General features: G+C 44.9%; 14 protein-coding genes. 7 read left to right on the forward strand and 7 right to left on the reverse strand.

Going from position 1 to position 16,602, the window contains the following annotated elements:
* The first annotated feature begins 77 nt into the window (after nucleotides 1-77).
* Together ACK28X_RS06160 and ACK28X_RS06165 are read left to right on the forward strand one after the other, a co-directional pair.
* The gene (locus ACK28X_RS06160; protein ID WP_412057539.1) at nucleotides 78-1,439 is read left to right on the forward strand and encodes a glutamate--cysteine ligase; all 1,362 of its coding nucleotides are present in this window, start codon (nucleotides 78-80) and stop codon (nucleotides 1,437-1,439) included.
* A gap of 99 nt (nucleotides 1,440-1,538) precedes the next feature.
* Nucleotides 1,539-2,633 carry a hypothetical protein gene (locus ACK28X_RS06165; protein WP_412057540.1) on the forward strand — a complete coding sequence of 365 codons (1,095 nt, stop codon included), beginning with the start codon at nucleotides 1,539-1,541 and terminating at the stop codon, nucleotides 2,631-2,633.
* A gap of 68 nt (nucleotides 2,634-2,701) precedes the next feature.
* Here ACK28X_RS06165 and hisS read toward each other — a convergent pair whose 3' ends face one another.
* On the reverse strand, nucleotides 2,702-4,186 hold the full coding sequence (gene hisS / locus ACK28X_RS06170) for a histidine--tRNA ligase (RefSeq protein WP_412057541.1): 1,485 nt from the start codon (nucleotides 4,184-4,186) through the stop codon (nucleotides 2,702-2,704).
* 118 nt (nucleotides 4,187-4,304) lie between these two features.
* Here hisS and ACK28X_RS06175 point away from each other — a divergent pair, with 118 nt between their 5' ends.
* Nucleotides 4,305-4,646 carry a zinc ribbon domain-containing protein YjdM gene (locus ACK28X_RS06175; RefSeq protein WP_412057542.1) on the forward strand — a complete coding sequence of 114 codons (342 nt, stop codon included), beginning with the start codon at nucleotides 4,305-4,307 and terminating at the stop codon, nucleotides 4,644-4,646.
* Nucleotides 4,647-4,888: 242 nt separating this feature from the next.
* Here ACK28X_RS06175 and ACK28X_RS06180 read toward each other — a convergent pair whose 3' ends face one another.
* The gene (locus tag ACK28X_RS06180; protein ID WP_412057543.1) at nucleotides 4,889-5,461 is read right to left on the reverse strand and encodes a NifU family protein; all 573 of its coding nucleotides are present in this window, start codon (nucleotides 5,459-5,461) and stop codon (nucleotides 4,889-4,891) included.
* Nucleotides 5,462-5,578: 117 nt separating this feature from the next.
* On the opposite strand from ACK28X_RS06180, the gene ACK28X_RS06185 reads away from it, so the two are divergent.
* Nucleotides 5,579-5,758, forward strand: coding sequence for a hypothetical protein (locus ACK28X_RS06185; RefSeq protein ID WP_412057544.1), 180 nt, complete (start codon nucleotides 5,579-5,581; stop codon nucleotides 5,756-5,758).
* 70 nt (nucleotides 5,759-5,828) lie between these two features.
* On the opposite strand, the gene trpS is transcribed toward ACK28X_RS06185, so the two are convergent.
* The 3 genes from trpS to ACK28X_RS06200 form a co-directional block, all read right to left on the reverse strand.
* Nucleotides 5,829-6,899: a tryptophan--tRNA ligase gene (gene trpS, locus ACK28X_RS06190; protein WP_412057545.1), complete on the reverse strand. Its 1,071-nt coding sequence runs from the start codon at nucleotides 6,897-6,899 to the stop codon at nucleotides 5,829-5,831.
* A 67-nt stretch (nucleotides 6,900-6,966) separates the two neighbouring features.
* A complete protein-coding gene (gene murJ, locus ACK28X_RS06195; protein ID WP_412057546.1) occupies nucleotides 6,967-8,529 on the reverse strand; it encodes a murein biosynthesis integral membrane protein MurJ in 1,563 nt (520 codons plus the stop codon).
* A gap of 43 nt (nucleotides 8,530-8,572) precedes the next feature.
* Nucleotides 8,573-11,326: a [protein-PII] uridylyltransferase gene (locus tag ACK28X_RS06200; protein WP_412058299.1), complete on the reverse strand. Its 2,754-nt coding sequence runs from the start codon at nucleotides 11,324-11,326 to the stop codon at nucleotides 8,573-8,575.
* A gap of 173 nt (nucleotides 11,327-11,499) precedes the next feature.
* On the opposite strand from ACK28X_RS06200, the gene ACK28X_RS06205 reads away from it, so the two are divergent.
* Together ACK28X_RS06205 and ACK28X_RS06210 are read left to right on the forward strand one after the other, a co-directional pair.
* Complete coding sequence (locus ACK28X_RS06205; protein ID WP_412057547.1) at nucleotides 11,500-12,387, forward strand: TIGR01459 family HAD-type hydrolase; 888 nt, start codon at nucleotides 11,500-11,502, stop codon at nucleotides 12,385-12,387.
* On the forward strand, nucleotides 12,387-13,373 hold the full coding sequence (locus ACK28X_RS06210) for a bifunctional riboflavin kinase/FAD synthetase (protein WP_412058300.1): 987 nt from the start codon (nucleotides 12,387-12,389) through the stop codon (nucleotides 13,371-13,373). The genes ACK28X_RS06205 and ACK28X_RS06210 overlap by 1 nt, the downstream gene beginning before the upstream one ends.
* Here ACK28X_RS06210 and ACK28X_RS06215 read toward each other — a convergent pair.
* Nucleotides 13,357-13,596 (reverse strand): hypothetical protein, encoded by a 240-nt coding sequence (locus tag ACK28X_RS06215; RefSeq protein ID WP_412057548.1) that lies wholly within the window; start codon nucleotides 13,594-13,596, stop codon nucleotides 13,357-13,359. The two genes, ACK28X_RS06210 and ACK28X_RS06215, sit on opposite strands and share 17 nt — an antisense overlap.
* A gap of 133 nt (nucleotides 13,597-13,729) precedes the next feature.
* Nucleotides 13,730-14,062: a TIGR01244 family sulfur transferase gene (locus ACK28X_RS06220; RefSeq protein WP_412057549.1), complete on the reverse strand. Its 333-nt coding sequence runs from the start codon at nucleotides 14,060-14,062 to the stop codon at nucleotides 13,730-13,732.
* Nucleotides 14,063-14,505: 443 nt separating this feature from the next.
* On the opposite strand from ACK28X_RS06220, the gene flhA reads away from it, so the two are divergent.
* Nucleotides 14,506-16,569 carry a flagellar biosynthesis protein FlhA gene (flhA, locus tag ACK28X_RS06225; protein ID WP_412058301.1) on the forward strand — a complete coding sequence of 688 codons (2,064 nt, stop codon included), beginning with the start codon at nucleotides 14,506-14,508 and terminating at the stop codon, nucleotides 16,567-16,569.
* The last annotated feature ends 33 nt before the right edge of the window (nucleotides 16,570-16,602 follow it).

The following is a 16,602-nucleotide window of genomic DNA, read 5'->3' on the forward strand; positions in this document are numbered from 1 at the left end:
GATATAGGATTTAGCTTTTTTGGGCGAGTATAGGATACTAGAAGTTAATAGGCTGCAATATGATGAAGGGATGATGCATGGCACGTGATACAATTGATGAAAGCTTAATCACGGGTTTTGACGATCTGGTAGAATATTTAGCGGCTGGGTGCAAACCTAAGCAATCTTTTCGTATTGGTACAGAACACGAAAAATTTCCTTTTTATGTCGATGGGCATAGCCCCGTTCCTTATGAGGGAGAAAAGGGCATTTTGGCTTTACTTGAAGGCATGCAAAAGCTTTTAGGTTGGGAGCCGATTATGGATGAAGGACGGCTTATTGGTCTTCTTTCCCCGCTTGGCCAAGGGGCGATTTCTTTAGAGCCTGGGGGGCAGTTTGAATTATCAGGCGCACCTTTAGAGACACTGCACCAGACATGCCGTGAGACAAACGCTCATCTGATGCAGGTACAACAAGTGGCCACTTCTTTGGGAATTGGTTTTTTAGCCGTGGGAGCAAGCCCAAAATGGAAGTTGCGCGAAACACCCCATATGCCCAAATCGCGTTATGAAATCATGCGTAGTTATATGCCAAAAGTTGGCCAATGTGGTCTTGATATGATGTATCGAACCACAACAATCCAAGTGAATTTAGATTTTTCTTCTGAATCTAACATGCGCCATAAAATGCAGGTAGGAATGAAATTACAGCCGCTTGCTACAGCTCTATTTGCTAGTTCGCCATTTACTGAAGGTAAGCCAAATGGTTTTTTATCATGGCGCTCGGAGATTTGGCGCGATACTGATAGTGCGCGATCTGGTCTTTTGTCTTTTGCTTTTTCCGATTCTTTTGGTTTTGCTGATTATGCAGCTTGGGCGCTTGATGTGCCGATGTACTTTATTGTTCGTGATGGGCATTATATAGACTGTACCCATATAACATTTAGGCAATTTATGGACGGGGCGGTGGATACTGTTGCGCCTAATATGGGCGATTGGATTAATCATTTATCAACCCTTTTTCCTGACGTACGCCTGAAACGCTTTTTAGAGATGCGCGGTGCAGATGGCGGATCTGGGCGCTATATTTGTGCTTTGCCTGCTTTTTGGACGGGGTTACTTTATGATGAAGAGGCTTTAGAAGCGGCTTTGGATTTGACCAAACACTGGACCTATGAAGATGTATTACACATGCGCGATCATGTGCCGCGAATGGGCCTAAGGACGCCTTTTGCAGGAAAAACTGTGCGTGAATGGGCGCGGCCTGTTTTGGATATGGCTCGTTTAGGGCTTAAAAATCGGCATCGACTCAATGAAAGCGGTAATGACGAGACGTGTTTTCTTGATTGTCTAGAAGATGTGGTTTTGAGCGGTAAAAGCGAGGCAGATCGTTTATTGGCTTCTTATTATGCCCTTTGGGGTAGCTCTGTTGAACCAGTTTTTTTAGATTACGCTTATTGAAGGGGCGTTTTCTTACACCTTATGTTTGGTTAAAGGGCTGGTTATGCTGATCCTTTTGCCTATATTCATTTGTAGGTTCAGAGGAAAGGCTTAGTTCTGATGCTTTATATGGATATTCCATCGCTTGAAACTTTTGTGCAATTAAATAAAGCGCGGGCTGAAGCTTGTGTTTCGATTTATTTGCCTACAACACCAGTGACGTCAGAAATTCAGGGGGCTAAGATAGAATACGCAAATCAGGTCAAGGAAGCCTTGCACCAAGCAGCGCAGCTTATTGATAAGCGTCGCTTGCAGAGCTTGGAAGCTTTATTGTACCAAGTTGCAGAAGATGAAGTCTTCTGGTTGTACCAAGCCCATAGTTTGGCGGTTTTGGCGCATGACACCCAGCTATGGACCTTTCGCCTTGCCAACCATTTAACCGCCCAGGTAGAGGTGGGAGATCGGTTCTTACTCAGTCCGCTTTTGCGTTCAATCACTTTTACCCATCAAGCTTATATTTTATTGCTGGCGGAGAAAACGGTACGGCTTTTTACCTTGGCGCGAGAGGCAGAGCCTTATGAAGCGCATGTAGAGAACCTTCCTCAAAATATTGATACGACTGCCGGCACGAGCGGGGACAAGTTACAAGACAAAACTAATGAGCGCTTAAAGCAATATACGCGGGCAATTGATAAAAGCGTTGCGGCTGTGGTAAAGGGCTCGGATAAGCCTTTGATTACTATAGGGGGCGAAAGGTTACTTTACGCTTTTCGTAGCGTTTATAGTGGACATAATCTAGTTGCAGAGATTAATCACGCTGGTCTTGATCATGCTAAGCCTTTTGAAATTGCCGATTTGGCTCGTGAGAAACTTGATGCTTATTATCAACAAAAGCTAGGCGATTTGCATGATCGTTTTGAAATATTGAATGCTGATGGCCGTGCAACAACGGATCTCTCTACTGCAGCGCGCGCTGCTACTTACGGGCAAGTGGCGGTTTTACTTGTGGATATGGATCAAATGATTCATGGGCGCGTGGATGAGACAACGGGTGTGGTGACATTTGCTGAAGAGGGGCCTGATAGCTATGATATTCTTGATGAGATTGCTGGTCGCGTTCTAGCGGCGGGAGGGGATGTATTGGCAGTGCGCCGCCAAGATATCCCTCACGAAGAGGCTTTAGCTGCCCTTTTGCGCTATGCTGCGCCTGCCTGAGTAGCACGCCGGATATGCTTTGTTCTTTTTAGTGCTTTAGCTCTTTATAAGATTTTTCTTTGCGATATTTAGGAATAACGGCCTAAAATTTCTTTGAGTGCAGTGATTATATTATCTCTGGGTACGGTAATTTGGGCAGGCCGGCTTTCCCGCCAGGTTTGGTTATCCGCAATTTGTTGCGAAAGGCGCGCGCCTTCAAGTAAGTCTTTGATTTCTACGGTACCAGCGGCGCGTTCGCGTTGTCCTTGGATGATAACGCAAGGAGCGTTGCGGCGGTCGGCATATTTCATTTGCGCTTTTATGCCAGCGCTTCCGCTATAGAGTTCAGCGCGGATGCCGGCAACATGAAGATCAGCGATGATTTTATGATATTCGATTAATGCTTGTGGATTCTTATCCATGACGAGCACTACCACCGGCCCTGCTAAGGGGTGCGAGGGGAGTTTTTTTAAGCTCTTTAGCGCTCCCACTAAGCGCGAGACGCCAATGGAAAAGCCCGTTGCGGGAACAGGATCAGAGCGGAATCGGGCGATGAGCCCATCATAGCGTCCGCCGCCGCCCACTGAGCCAAATACTACTTTTTGCCCATCTTCGTTAAAAACATTAAAGAGGAGTTCGGCTTCAAAGACTGGGCCGGTATAATATTCAAGACCGCGCACGACTGAAGGATCGATTTTGATGCGTGTGTCATAGCGAGTAGCAGAGAAAATGGCCTGCATTTGCGCAAGCTCTTCCACGCCTCTCTTGCCGGTGGCGTTGGTGCCTACAACTTTTTGTAAAGCAGCAAGGGTCGTAGCCGCATCCTTACCGCCCGCATTGAGAAAGGCTAGGATATGGGCGATAGCGTCTTCTTTTAGATCTGCTCCCTTAGTGAAATCACCACTTTCATCAAGCCGCCCTTTGCCTAAAAGCAGTTTCACCCCAGCTTCACCGAGTCTATCAAGTTTATCAATGGCACGCAAAACTATAAGCCGTTTATCGTTGTATTTAGTTCTATCAAGGCCTATATCTTCCATGATCCCGTCAAGAATTTTGCGGTTATTGAGGCGGATAATATATTGATCTGCTGTAAGACCAACCGCTTCTAAACTATCACAAGCCATCATGCACATTTCGGCATCACTGCCGATATCGGGGCTTCCTAGGCTATCGGCATCAAATTGAAGAAATTGCCGAAAGCGGCCAGGACCTGGTTTTTCGTGCCGGAAAACATAGCCATACCGATAGGTACGGTAAGGTTTAGGAAGGGTTTCATAATGTTCAGCAAAGTGGCGTGCTAAGGGGGCAGTGAGGTCATAGCGTAAAGATAGCCATTGCTCATCATCATCTTGGAAGGAAAAGACGCCAGCATTGGGGCGGTCTTGATCTGGGAGGAATTTACCTAAGGCGCTGCTATATTCAAAAATCGGGGTTTCGATTGCTTCAAACCCATAGCGTTCATAAATGCCAGCCAAACGCGTTTGGATGGCTTGGATGACGTAAAGATCCTGTGCAGTATAATCAACAAAACCGCGGGGCAGACGGGCGTTGTTTTTTATATTCTTTTCAGTCATTTTTAGTCATTCCTTCTATGTTTATGCTGCTTTTTACCTTATCCGATACTAAGCGACAAGGTGCTCTTGCGGAGACTAGAAATATTTTCTATTAAGAGCCAAAATAATGGAGATAAAAGTGAGCGATTTCCCCCCCTGCCCTATTTGTGCATCCCCCTATAGTTATGAAGATGGAGGGTTGTTTCTATGCCCAGAATGTGGGCATGCTTGGCATGGGGCAAATGAAGACAGCGATGCTGCTGGGGTTTTTACGGTATGCGATGCCCATGGTACACTTTTGCAGGATGGAGATACGGTGATTCTTATCAAGGATCTTAAGGTTAAAGGAAGCGCGAGCACCCTTAAAGTGGGGACCAAGGTCAAGAATATTCGCTTGGTCGAGGGGGATCATAATATTGATTGTAAAATTGTGGGCGTTGGTTCTATGGGACTTAAAGCAGAATTTGTGAAAAAAGCCTAAGTTCTGCTTGTATTTGGTTGGTTATAAATCTCATCTCTAATGAAAGATACGGCTTGGATTAAACCATGCTCATGGCTACCTGAATGGGCGTGGAGTGCCTCCAAGAGGATAATCGCTAAACATTCCTATGCAAACTATCTATTCGTTTAAGTGTCATTAGGGCTGCTTGATGTGATGAGCCATAGCTTTTTTGTTGCAAGAAAAAATAGGCAGGACAAGCGCATGGGGGCGGTAAATCTTGCTTATTGTGGCATAGCTTCTACGTCGAGTACTTCTGGAACAAAGTGGCGAAGCAGATTAGCGATGCCATGCTTTAGGGTGGCGGTCGATGAAGGACATCCCGCGCAAGACCCGCGCATATTCAGATAGACAATGCCATTCTCAAAGCCGCAGAAGCTGATGTCACCGCCATCATTGGCTACGGCTGGGCGTACACGTGTTTCAAGGAGCTCTTTTATCACCGCTACAGCTTCGCGATCCTTTTCATCAAAAAATTCTTCGTGTTCTTGGCGATGATTGGAGGCGATTGGAGCCATGATTGGGCTATTTGAGGTAAAATGTTCCATAATTATTCCCAAGATGGCAGGTTTTAGGTGTTGCCATTCGCTCGCATCCTTGCTGATAGTGATAAAGTCATAGCCAAAAAAGACACTGGCCACCCCCTCAATGGCGAATAATTTGGCCGCAAGTGGAGAACGTTCTGCTGCCTGGGTTGCATCAAGAAATTCTACTCCCCTTCCTTCTTCTAAGACAACGCGGCCAGGGAGGAATTTTAAGGTCGTAGGATTGGGGGTTGTTTCGGTTTGGATAAACATGGGGGCTCCGGAGATCAATGGCAGAGTATATAAAGAGGCCTCTATTTTAGTCTATGTTTTATATGGGGGAGTTAGATGAGCACTGCAATATCCTTGTTAGTATAATTGCTAGGGATAATGGAAAAACTATCGCCTTATCCTGCAATTGATACGATTAATGGGTTAGGTTCTTTATGCCCATTGCTTGCTGCTAAGACTAAAATGGCCATATCTTGTTTAATTCTCTGTTGCTGCACTTCATCGGTGATGCTAGTTGGGCGTGCTGGTGGTTGCTTGGGTGCACATAATATTACTTAACTTTTTGCGTACTGCATAGCAGAGCCTGCAACTCGTTTGCATTCATGCGGTTTTGATAGTAATGCAACGTTTATGCATTTTGCAAAAAGCCTACGATATCGCGCACTTGGCGCATGGTTTTTTCGGCCAAAATTGTTGCTCTTTCGCCGCCTTTTTGAAGGACACTGTCTATATAGGCTGGATCAGCCTTTAGGCGGTGCAATTCAGTGTTTATGGGGGCAAGTTCTGCTACAGCAAGTTCTGTCAACATAGATTTAAGATTGGAAAATTGCTGACCGCTAAATTGATTCAGCGCTTGTTGCTTGCTGCTCTGGGTTAAAGCTGCATAAATACCGATAAGGTTATCGGCTTCGGGTCGCTTTTTAAGGCCTTTAAGGCTTTCGGGCAGGGGCTCTGCGTCCGTTTTAGCTTTTTTTATCTTTTTGGCAATGGCATCGGCACTATCGATAAGATTAATCCGCGAGAGGTCTGATGGGTCAGATTTAGACATCTTTTTTGTCCCATCACGCAAGGACATAATTCTTGTTGTTGTGGCATTGATCAAAGGCGCGGGTAGGGGAAAAAAGCCTGATTCTCCCTTATCCAAAACGCTAATATCAACGCTATAGCCAAGGGATTGAATGCGGTCCGCGTAGTCATTATTGAATTTTTGAGCGATATCGCGGGTGAGTTCTATATGTTGTTTTTGGTCATCACCTACCGGCACATGGGTGGCGCGATAAAGTAAAATATCTGCTGCCATAAGGCTAGGATAAGCGAAAAGCCCTAGCGAGGCATTTTCCCGATCTTTGCCTGCTTTATCTTTGAATTGGGTCATTCGTTGCATCCAACCGATACGAGCAATGCAGTTAAAAATCCAAGCTAATTCGCTATGTTGCATAACGCGCGCTTGATTGAATACAATATGTGTTTCTGCATCAATTCCCGTGGCAAGGAAAGCCGCTGCTACTTCGCGGGTAGAATTAATAAGATCCTGTGGATTAGGATTGACGGTGAGTGCATGTTGATCCACTACACAATAAAGACAAGGGTAGTCCTTTTGTAGAGCGACCCAATGCTTTATAGCGCCCAAGTAATTGCCCAAGTGTAGGTTGCCAGTAGCTTGTATGCCGGAAAAAACCAGAGAGGAGAGTTTGGTCATAAAAAGGCTCTTTCGCTGACAGGTGGAGAACAGTTCATAGGGATAATTTGCTCATTAGATAAAACATCTATTTGTGTCGCGTCAAGCTGCGTTTTAAAAGGGCGATACTGCTTACTCCTAAGAAGAGGCTTGCGCTAAAATAAACGATCATAGCACCGATAATTAAACTACTAATAGTCAAGGCGCGCTGCAGAAGCGGTGCTTGTGGAGAGAGAGGAGTAGCTAAGAACCTAAGGCTATAATGCAATGCTACGGCCATAAGAATGGTTGAGACCAACAGCTTTATAAAGCGAAAGAAAAATGCACGCTCATGGCTGAAATGACCGCGTTTGACCAACGTCATAAACAATAATAAGGCATTGAGCCAACCAGCGCTGACCTCAGCGATGACGATGCCAGCCGCTGAAAAATACGGAAATAGACTGAGCGCGATGCTAACATTGGCTATCATAGAGATGATGGCAAATACAAGGGGGGTTTTTGTATCTTCACGCGCAAAGAAATTGGGGATAAAGGCCTTGATCAAAACAAAGGCTGGTAAGCCTAAGCCATAAATGGCTAAAAGATGTGCCACAATCTGCGTGGATTGGCTAGTAAAATGGCCGCGTTCAAATAATAATTGTACGAGAGGAGTAGCCATGACGAGAAAGGCTGCGGCGGCGGGTAAGGTAAGGAATAGGGTGAATTCGATAGCACGATTTTGGATGCGGTGGGCTTGGGTTATTTCATGATTTCGTAAAGCGCTGGTGAGCTCGGGTAATAAAACCGTGGCCACGGCGATACCCACAACCCCTAAGGGCAATTGGTAAAGGCGATCGGCATAGGCGAGTGAAGAAACCGCACCCGCTTTGGCAGAGGCAATATTGGTATTGATGAGGAGGTTAATTTGTGTTACCCCGCCAGTGATGGCAGCTGGGAGCGCAAGCCATAAAAGCCGCTTTACAGAAGGGCTTAAGCGCGGGCGGCGAAAGCCAATGGGCATTCCTAGTCGTGCGACCGCAGCCCATACTATTAACAGTTGTATGAATCCTGCGGCCATGACACCCCAAGAAAGACCCAGCCCTACGTGCCATGGGTTAAGCCCATATATCCAAGTATACGCTAGGACAGCAATCAAAATAATGTTTAAAAAAACTGGTGCTATGGCAGCAGCAAAATAATGATGCAGAGAATTAAGCATACCTGCCATCATCGCTGCTAGTGACATACAGGCAAGATAGGGAAACATAATGGTTGAAAAGCGTATTGTAGCAGCATATTTTTCAGCATCGTTGTAAAAGCCTGGGGCGATGATGGTAGAAACCAAAAAGGGCATGCTGAATTCCATAAGTAGCGTAAGCATAATGAGTACGCTAAATAAAACCCCAAAAACTTCTTGGGCAAAGCGGCGAGCTTCTTCGTGCCCGCCTTGTGCAATGTATTTAGAAAACAGCGGCACAAAAGCAGCACTAAATGCTCCCTCAGCGAAAAGCCGCCGAAAAGTATTGGGAAAACGAAATGCGGCATTAAATGCATCTGCTACAGGCCCTGTACCTAGCGCAGCAGCCATTAACATTTCACGGGCAAAGCCAAAAAGTCGGCTTATAAATGTTCCGGAAGCGACAGTAGAGAATTTGCGGATAAGGCTCATTATTATAGGCTCATTGTTGGGGCGTTTAAGAACTGAAATTTACTCATTTTAAAAGCGCTAATAAATGCGCGATAATTTGGGCGCTTTGTGCAGCATCGGTAACTTTTTCTCCAGAAAAATTTTGAACATAAAAACTATCAACAATCTTTTCGCCAAAGGTAGTGATATGGGCAGAAGCAATATTGAGTTTGAGGTCAGAAAGGGTGCGGGTGAGATCGAATAAAAGCCCTAAGCGATCAAGACCTCGTACTTCAATTACACTAAATTGGTGCGATAGATGATTATTGATTTCAACTCTTGGACGTATTTTAAAGGCTTTGTTCTTTGGCGGTGTGAGCCTGCATTCTTGAATTAACTGCGGTATGAGGATTTTTCCATTGAGGGTTTTCTCAATTGTATCACGCACTTTGTTGATGCGACGCTTTTCATCCTCAATCAGGTCAAATTGCTGATTCATTATGATGATATCTAAGGCGCGACCATCGCGGGTGGTAAAGATTTGAGCATCAATAATATGGCCGCCAGCGGCTGCGCAAGCGCCAGCTATGAGCGATAAAACACGGGGGTGGTCAGGGGCGAGGACGGTGATTTCATTCACCCTATCGAAGGGGTTGATCTTGGCAGTGCTAGCGATGGTTTGGGTTACTTCTTGGCTTTTTTGAATGAGATTTGCGTGATCAATTTGTTGGGAGAGAGATGTAGAAAGCCAATAATAGGGGGAATGAAGTAAGCAATAATTTTGTTGCTGCGCTTTATCCCATGTGGGGAGAGCTGCGCAAAACTTATCAATGATGGGGGCGAGTTTTTGCTGTGCTTTGATCGCCGCGGGCTTTTGTTTGAAATAGCTTTGTGTTTCTTCATAAAGTGTGCGTAGAAGTTGGCGTTTCCACCCATTCCAGACTTTAGGCCCCACGCCTTGGATATCGCAAATGGTGAGGATGAGTAAAAGGTTGAGTCGTCTTGGAGTTTTTACCTTTTTGGCAAAGTCAGCGATGGTTTTTGGGTCGTTGAGATCGCGCGATTGTGCGACTTTACTCATGCTTAAGTGTTCCCGCACAAGCCAAGCTACATGGGCAGCTTCGCGACCACTGAGGCCAAAGCGTAGCGACAATTTCCAAGCAATTTTCTCTCCTGCAAGGGCGTGATTCTCGGGTCGTCCCTTGGCGATATCATGAAGAAAGAGCGCTAGATAGAGGATTTTGCGCGAGCGCTTTAATTGTGGAAGAAGGGCGCTCGCTAAAGGGTGCTCTTGTTGGTGCCGGCCATTTTCAATATCACTAAGCACTTCAATACAGCGTAAAAGATGTTCATCTACTGTATAATGGTGGTACATGTTAAACTGCATCATCGCGACGATCTTACCAAAATCGGGGATAAATTTTCCCAAAACGCCGGACTCATTCATGCGGCGTAAAATAAGTGCGGGGTCACGCTGCGAGGTAAGAATATTAAGGAAAAGTTGATTAGCTTTGTGGTTTTCACGTAAGCTTGCGGTGATGAGGTGCAAAGCGCGTGCTGCTTTTTGAAATGCATGTGGGTGGCATTCGAGGCCATAGCGGTCAGAGAGAGCGAAAAGACGGATAAGATTGACGGGATTTTGAGTAAAGGCGTTTTCATGTGCAATATTGATTCGCTGATGATCGATGATAAAATCAGGATGCGAGCGGATTTTACGGCGCTTATGGGCAAAAGTGATGAAAACCTGATTTAGTCCAGGAACGGGTTTAACGTGCTCCTCCTCTAAGGCAGCAGAAACAATACGGGTGAGATCCCCCACGCGCTTGGCTACTAGAAAATAGTGTTTCATAAAGCGTTCTACTGCCTTGAGCCCAGCCCGCCCTGCATAGCCTAGACGCTTTGCCATATCGTATTGGATATCAAAAGAAAGTTTTTCTTGCGCTTTACGGGCTAAAAAATGCATATGACACCGTACCGCCCATAAGAAGTCATCGGCTTTGTTAAAAAGAGATGCTTCCGTCTTTGACAAAATTCCTAAAGGAATCAGCTGGGTGACTGTTTGGATACGGTAATGGTATTTGCAAATCCATAGTAGCGTTTGCAAATCCCGCTGGCCACCTTTGCTTTCTTTCACGTTGGGCTCAACAAGGTAACGTGTTTCGCCAACCTTTTTATGGCGGAGGTTGCGTTCGCTTAATTTGGCGCGGATGAAAACACTTGAGCTTTCGGCTATGATTTCATTTTCAAAGCGCTGTATAAAGGTTTTATATAATGCGTGGTTACCTACGAGGAAACGCGCCTCTAAAAGAGCCGTGCGTATGGTCATATTATCTGTTGCTAGGCGCAAACTATCTTCAATATTACGGGTGGCATGCCCTACCTTTAGGCCCGCATCCCAAAGTGTGTATAGAATATATTCCATAACTTGTTCGCCATGGGGGGTTTGCTTCCATGGCAGAAGGAATTGTAGATCAAGATCAGAATAGGGAGCCAACGTTCCGCGGCCATAGCCGCCAACGGCAAGGAGGGCAATTTTCTCGCCTTCTGATGGGTTTGAACTAGGATAGATATAGCGGGTGGTGAAGTGATAAAGGCTTGCGATAATATAGTCATGTAAGGCGCTAAGGCTTTGGGCACAGGAGCGGCCATGGCCGTTGTCTAGAAGTATAGCTTCGGCTTTTTGATGAGCGTTCTGGATGGTATCCTTCAGGAGGGTAACAAGGGCTTTTCGGGTGGTATTTTCGCTATTTGTGTTGGATAATTGCTGTTGAAGCTCACGCAAGCTTTCTTCAAAGCTTGCTTTATTAATGAGATTAATAGTTTTCTGGTGTGTGGCGATGCTTTTCGGGATGTGCTTTAGCATGATTGCTTTATATCCCTTTATATGCTTTTGCTTTGGTTTATGAGTTTAACTATGCTTGATCTAGTTTAGCCTGTCTATGATGTTTTATAAAAATTGTTCGCCTTTTACCGAAAAAGGTTTTAAATGTATCACAGAAGTCATGGAATGGTATGATGCAAGAATTAAGCCATATTAGTGAGATCAGTGATGATTATGAGGCATTTTTTTGTGATATTTGGGGCGTGATTCATAATGGTATAGCCGCTTATACGCCTGCGGTTGAAGCTCTGCGAGACTTGCGGGCGGCAGGAAAATATGTGATTTTGATCACCAACTCACCTTCATGTAGTGCTGATGTGCAGGAGCAGTTGCATAGCTTTGCCATTGGAGCAGAGACTTATGATGCAGTTGTGACATCGGGCGATGTTACCCGCCATATTATTAAAGCAACGGGCAGACGTATTTTTTTTATCGGTGCTGAACAAAATCATCGGCTTTTTGCAGGACTGGATGTGTGCTTGGTTGATGAGGCGGCCGCTGATTCTATCGTGTGTACAGGGCCTTTTGGTGAGGCGGTTTTTGGTAAAGCGCAGGGGAATAAGGTCTCTCATAATGGTCAGATATTGGATGATTATCGGTTGCTATTTGAGCGATTTATTAAGCGGGATCTGCCATTTGTTTGTGCCAACCCAGACCTTGCTTTTGATTATGGTGGCCAAGAAATGTGGTGTGCAGGAGCTTTGGCCAAAATGTATCAAGAGATGGGTGGACGTGTTTTGATTGCTGGCAAGCCGTATACGCCGATTTATCGCCTAGCCATAGAAACATTATGTGCCTTGGGCGGTACTGATAATAAAGCTCGTATTTTGGCTATCGGTGATGGGCTTGATACTGATATTAAGGGAGCTGCGGATTTTGGTATTAATGCGGTCTTTATTGCTGCTGGGTTGCATCGGCCCCATTATATGCATGCTGGTCGGTTGAATCGTTCTGCTCTTATGAATTTTGTCGTACGTGCGCCCTATGTACCCTGGGCTTGGTTATGGGTTTTACAATAATGGGTTCGTTTATGTGGATATCTCATATGGCAGAGCTCTCATCTTTTTGGCATGGGGCGGTGGTTGCTATTGGTAATTTTGATGGGGTGCATCTAGGGCACCAGCGGGTGATTAAACAGGCTATTGCTTGCGGTAAAACTTATCAAAAGCCGGTGGCTGTCTTGAGTTTTGAGCCGCATCCGCGCGATTTTTTTGTGCCCATGCGGCCGGTGGATCGCCTCACCCCCCCAGCGCAAAAGGCAGAAATTCTTTCACTTTTAGGTTGTGACGGGGTCGTAGAACAATGTTTTGATCGGACTTTTGCTGATTTGAGTGCAGAAAGTTTTGTGGAAGCGGTTCTCTATCATGGCTTTCAGGCAAGTGCAGTGGTGATTGGACATGATTTTTCCTTTGGAGCCCATAGGGGTGGTAATGTAGCTACATTGAAAGAAATGGGAGCTCATTTTGGTTTTAGTGTATATCAGGAGCCAGCCTTTGTTGATGCGACTGGGGCGCCTGTATCGTCTAGCCGAATCCGCAGTTCGTTGGCTAAAGGCAGTGTAGAGGAAGCGGCGCGTTTATTAAATTATTATTATCGTGTGCAGGGGCAGGTATGTCACGGAGCAAAATTGGGTCGGCAATTGGGATTTCCAACAGTCAATATGGTTTTGCCCGCGCAAACAAGCCTTAAATACGGAATTTATGCGGTCCGTCTCTATCGAAAAAATGGCGCTTTTTATGGAGGGGTGGCAAGTTTTGGTCGCCGACCTACTGTAGAAAAAGAGGGTTTACCCCTCTTAGAAATTTATATTTTTGATTTTGATGGCGATCTTTATGATGAATGGGTTTCTGTCTGTTTTGTAAGCTTTTTGCGTGATGAAGCAAAATTTGCTAATTTGGATCAACTAAAAACGCAAATCAATCAGGATTGCGAAGCGGCGAAGGCTTGTTTGATACGGGCACAGCCGCTCTCGTTTTTGGATGCTCGCCTTAACCCTGTAGTTTGATGGTTGGTATTTTATAGGTGTGTAAAAGGTCTTGAATGGTCAGAGCGGGGTGGTAAATACCTTGGTTTGTAGTACGGATTTCTTTTATAAGGATGAGGCTTGTCATGATGATGGCAATAAAGGTGATAGTAACCAAAAGAAGGCTTTCTAATAAGCTATGCAAAGTGCGCATTTTTCGCTGGTAGCTGGAGAGACCTAATGTGCCATGAATCCATTTGCCCATTTTTTACCCTATAGATTGCATCTTTGTGATACGGAAAGGTTCCCGCATTACCTAGGGAGTTTAATGTTTTTATCTTAGCGATGGCTTAAGATTTATGGTTAAATTTTGAAAAAGTTTGCTCAAAAACGCGCCCTTAGCTATTTGTAGCTAAGCGATAGAGATGGCTCGAACGGGCGCCTGAACGGCAATAGGCTAAAAGAGGTGAATCCGTGTTTTCTAGTATCGCGCGCATTTGGGTGATAGCCTCAGGCGCGATGAAGGGGGAGGTAATGGGGATATAATGAGTGGCAATTTTATGTTTTACCGCCGCTGTTTGGATTTGTGCAAAGGTCGGCTGGCCTTCTTCTTCTCCATCGGGACGATTGCATATGATCGTTTTAATACCTTTTTTGGCGATGATTTCTATGTCAAAAACTTCTATCTGATCTCCGATAAAAATATTGGAATTTATGTTCTTTAAATCCACGTTTATGCACCTTCTTAGTTTAGCAACTAATATTAATGCTTAGCTGATATTGGCTACTAAAACAACAATAGCTGCGTTAAGAATGATGATGAGGGAAGAGTAAAAAAGCCAAACTTTGATTATATCTACCATTCATTCCCCCTGTCTATGATTACCATTTTTTGAGGCCATAGGCGATAAACAACGTGTAAAAACATATACTAAATCGCTACCAATAACCCTTAATAAACAAGGCAAAAGGCCTTCTCGTCGAAAAAAATAACTTAATATTTCTATATGTAATATAGCGTTATATGCCTTAACAAGCAAGGAGAAATTAATTACGTATCGCGTGCTTTAGGCGCTACCTTCACGCAAGCTACATTGTGTATTTTCGCCTTTTAGGGATTAATCTTCATGCATAGGAGAAGACTGTGCAACCAGCGACGGCCACTCCTCCTCAGATGGATAGCAAATTCTCGGGGAGTGATATTGGATTTGCGGTGGGAATTATTATTATCCTAACCGTGCTTTTCTTACCGGTTCCGGCTTTTGTTTTGGATATGGGGTTATCCTTTTCCATTGCTTTTTCCGTTCTTATCTTGATGGTGTCTTTGTGGATTGAACGGCCGTTGGACTTTTCTGCCTTCCCTACCGTGTTATTGATTGCCACTATGTTACGGCTTTCGTTAAATATTGCTACTACACGGGTGATTTTAACCCACGGAAGCGAGGGGTATTTGGCGGCGGGTCATGTAATCCATGGGTTTTCTCAATTTGTGATGGGGGGTGATTTTGTTATCGGCCTTGTTGTCTTCGCTATTTTGATTATCGTCAATTTTCTCGTTATCACTAAGGGAGCCTCTCGTATCGCTGAGGTGGGCGCGCGGTTTACGCTTGATGCGATTCCAGGAAAGCAAATGGCTATTGATGCTGATCTTTCTTCTGGGCTGGTAGATGAGCAAGAGGCACAACGTCGCCGTCGTGAGCTTGAAGAGGAAAGCGCTTTTTTTGGTTCAATGGATGGGGCATCAAAATTTGTTCGCGGCGATGCTATAGCTGGTTTAATTATTACGGCTGTGAATATTTTTGGTGGCATTATCATTGGTGTGACACGCCACGGTATGGATTTGAGTGGGGCGGCGGATGTATTTACTAAATTATCGGTGGGGGATGGGCTGGTCACGCAAATTCCAGCTTTGATTGTTTCTTTAGCAGCGGGGCTTTTGGTCTCTAAAGGAGGAACGCGTGGTTCTGCTGAACAAGCGGTGTTAGGCCAATTAGGGGCTTATCCTAAGGCACTCTTTGTGGCTGCCTTTTTATTGTTGATTTTGGCAATGTTACCAGGGTTACCTATTCTGCCGTTTTTAATTCTATCGTTGGTGATGGCGTCTATAGGTTATACGATTCCGAGACGATTACAAAGAGAGGCAGCCGCGCGGCAAGCAAAGGCAGATCAGGCGGTAGAGCTACGCCACCGTGAGGAAAGCCAGTCAATTAAAGCTTCTCTTGAAATGCAGCAGATTGAATTGGCTATGGGCAAACAACTGTCTATGCGACTTTTGCCTCAACAAGGTGAACTTGCCTCGCGTATGGCTAAGATGAGAAGAAAATTTGCCAAGGAATATGGTTTTGTGATCCCTGAGATTCAAGTGACAGACGCTTATAATGTGCCTAGCAAAACCTATCAGATTAAATTATATGGGAGCGTGGTTGCTTCTTACGATGTGCCGATTGGTGAAATTTTGGTGATGCCAAGTGATAAACCTATCCCTAATTTGCCAGGGGAACAGGTACGTGAGCCAGCTTTTGGGATGCAAGCCTTTGCCACTTCTGAAACATTTCGTAGTGAGCTCTTGCGTGATGGCTATTTGGTAGTCGATAATTTATCGGTACTGTTAACGCATTTGAGCGAAGTTTTGCGCAATAATTTGGGCCAATTACTTTCCTATAAGGATATGCGGATTCTCTTAGATCGCCTAGGGCCTGAATACCACAAACTATTGGAGGAGATCTGCCCTGCCTATCTCTCTTATTCAGGTCTGCAAGCGGTCTTGAAAAGGTTATTAAATGAACGAGTTTCTATTCGTAATCTTGATTTAATTTTGGAAGCTATTGCGGAAGTTGCTCCTTTTGCACAGCGGACGGAGGCGATTGTCGAACATGTGCGCGTGCGTATGTCACAACAGATTTGCGGTGATTTAGCGGAAGGCGAAGTCCTAAATGTGATTCGACTGGGCTCTTATTGGGATACGATTTTTCATGAAGCTTTGAAACGTGATCCAAAGGGGGATATTATTGAATTTGATATTAATCCAGCTGATTTAGAAAAATTTGGTACAAAGATTAGTGAAATGATACGTACCCATATGGAAAATGGGCGGCGTTTTGTATTGATCACTTCGCCGCAGATGCGGTCTTATGTGCGGATGATTGTTGAGCGCATTTTCCCTACTGTGGCCGTTCTTTCGCATGCAGAAATCGCACGTTCTATTGAAGTGCGTACCTTAGATATTTTAAGCGAATGATCTACCATTTTAGGGTAGATAGAAGGGCAAAAG

The organism is Bartonella sp. DGB2 (assembly GCF_046843095.1).
Taxonomy (GTDB): Bacteria; Pseudomonadota; Alphaproteobacteria; order Rhizobiales; family Rhizobiaceae; genus Bartonella.

What these genes read in the sequence shown, in the direction of transcription:
- ACK28X_RS06185 (WP_412057544.1), top strand. Translation starts at nt 5,579, where the DNA reads ATGGAAAAACTATCGCCTTATCCTGCAATTGATACGATTAATGGGTTA.
- ACK28X_RS06180 (WP_412057543.1), bottom strand. Translation starts at nt 5,461, where the DNA reads ATGTTTATCCAAACCGAAACAACCCCCAATCCTACGACCTTAAAATTC.
- murJ (WP_412057546.1), bottom strand. Translation starts at nt 8,529, where the DNA reads ATGAGCCTTATCCGCAAATTCTCTACTGTCGCTTCCGGAACATTTATA.
- trpS (WP_412057545.1), bottom strand. Translation starts at nt 6,899, where the DNA reads ATGACCAAACTCTCCTCTCTGGTTTTTTCCGGCATACAAGCTACTGGC.
- ACK28X_RS06165 (WP_412057540.1), top strand. Translation starts at nt 1,539, where the DNA reads ATGCTTTATATGGATATTCCATCGCTTGAAACTTTTGTGCAATTAAAT.
- ACK28X_RS06160 (WP_412057539.1), top strand. Translation starts at nt 78, where the DNA reads ATGGCACGTGATACAATTGATGAAAGCTTAATCACGGGTTTTGACGAT.
- ACK28X_RS06210 (WP_412058300.1), top strand. Translation starts at nt 12,387, where the DNA reads ATGGGTTCGTTTATGTGGATATCTCATATGGCAGAGCTCTCATCTTTT.
- flhA (WP_412058301.1), top strand. Translation starts at nt 14,506, where the DNA reads ATGGATAGCAAATTCTCGGGGAGTGATATTGGATTTGCGGTGGGAATT.
- ACK28X_RS06205 (WP_412057547.1), top strand. Translation starts at nt 11,500, where the DNA reads ATGATGCAAGAATTAAGCCATATTAGTGAGATCAGTGATGATTATGAG.
- hisS (WP_412057541.1), bottom strand. Translation starts at nt 4,186, where the DNA reads ATGACTGAAAAGAATATAAAAAACAACGCCCGTCTGCCCCGCGGTTTT.
- ACK28X_RS06215 (WP_412057548.1), bottom strand. Translation starts at nt 13,596, where the DNA reads ATGGGCAAATGGATTCATGGCACATTAGGTCTCTCCAGCTACCAGCGA.